Annotated in this window: 1 pseudogene; it reads left to right on the top strand. The window is 67.0% G+C overall.

The features are described from left to right. Window positions 1-1,678, top strand: a pseudogene (gene rpoB / locus PKE44_RS19145) (DNA-directed RNA polymerase subunit beta); the annotation flags it as partial.

Below are 1,678 nucleotides of genomic sequence, written 5' to 3'. Positions count from 1 at the left end.
GGCGTGTTCTTCGATCACGACCGCGGCAAGACGCACTCCTCGGGCAAGCTGCTGTTCTCGGCGCGGGTGATTCCGTACCGCGGCTCCTGGCTCGACTTCGAATTCGACGCGAAGGACATCGTCTACGCGCGCATCGACCGCCGGCGCAAGCTGCCGGTGACGATCCTGCTGCGCGCGCTCGGTTACGACAACCAGCAGATCCTCGACCTGTTCTTCGAGACCAACACCTTCCGGCTGCAGGACGGCCGCGTGCTGCTCGATCTCGTGCCCGAGCGCCTGAAGGGCGAGACGGCGAGCTTCGACATCCGGGTCGGTGACCAGGTCATCGTCGAGGCCGGCCGGCGCATCACCGTGCGCCACATCCGCGAGCTGACCAAGGCCGGCGTGACGACGCTGGAAGTCCCGGCCGACTACCTGCTCGGGCGCATCCTCGCGCACGACGTGATCGACACGCGCACCGGCGAACTCGTGCTGCTCGCCAACGAGGAGCTGAGCGTCGATCACCTCGAAAAGCTCGGCGCCGCCGGCATCAGCGAGTTCCGCACACTGTTCGTCAATGACCTCGACCGCGGTGCGTTCATCTCGCAGACGCTGCGCGTCGATCCGACCCGCTCCGAGCTGGAGGCGCAGGTCGAGATCTACCGCATGATGCGTCCGGGTGAACCGCCGACCCGCGAGGCGGCGCAGAACCTGTTCCACAACCTGTTCTTCTCGGAAGACCGCTACGACCTGTCGGCGGTCGGTCGCATGAAGTTCAACCGCCGCGTCGGGCGCGAGGCGGTGACCGGTCCGGGCGTGCTCTATGACCACCAGTACTGCGCGAAGCGCTCCGAGGAGCTGCTGAAGAAGCTGGTCGCCGAATACGGCGTGACCTCCGACATCATCGACGTGCTGCGCGTGCTGATCGGCATCCGCAACGGCAGCGGCCAGGTCGACGACATCGACCATCTCGGCAACCGCCGCATCCGCTGCGTCGGCGAGATGGCCGAGAACGTGTTCCGCGTCGGTCTGGTGCGCGTCGAGCGCGCGGTCAAGGAGCGCCTGTCGGTGGCCGAGAGCGAGAACCTCGGCCCGCGCGATCTCATCAACGCCAAGCCGGTGGCCGCGTCGATCAAGGAGTTCTTCGGCTCCTCGCAGCTCAGCCAGTTCATGGACCAGAACAACCCGCTGTCCGAGGTCACGCACAAGCGCCGCGTCTCGGCGCTCGGCCCCGGCGGCCTGACCCGCGAGCGCGCCGGCTTCGAGGTGCGCGACGTGCATGCGACGCACTACGGCCGCGTCTGCCCGATCGAGACCCCGGAAGGTCCGAACATCGGCCTGATCAACTCGCTGGCCGTGTACGCGCGCACCAACGAGTACGGCTTCCTGGAGACCCCGTACCGCAAGGTCGACAACGGCTGCGTCACCGACCGCATCGACTACCTGTCGGCGATCGAGGAGGGCAAGTACGTGATCGGGCAGGCCAACGCCGCGCTCGATCAGGACGGCCGCCTGATCGATTCGCTGGTGTCGTGCCGCGTGCAGGGTGAGTTCACGCTGCGCTCACCGGATCAGGTCGAGTACATGGACGTGTCGCCGAAGCAGATCGTCTCGGTCGCGGCCTCGCTGATCCCGTTCCTCGAACACGACGACGCCAACCGCGCGCTGATGGGTTCGAACATGCAGCGCCAGGCGGTGC

It is taken from the genome of Plasticicumulans sp. (genome assembly GCF_035331805.1).
Lineage (GTDB): Bacteria > Pseudomonadota > Gammaproteobacteria > Competibacterales > Competibacteraceae > Plasticicumulans.
The sequence above is the reverse complement of the archived record's forward strand: the minus strand, read 5'-3'. Positions and strand labels throughout refer to the sequence as shown.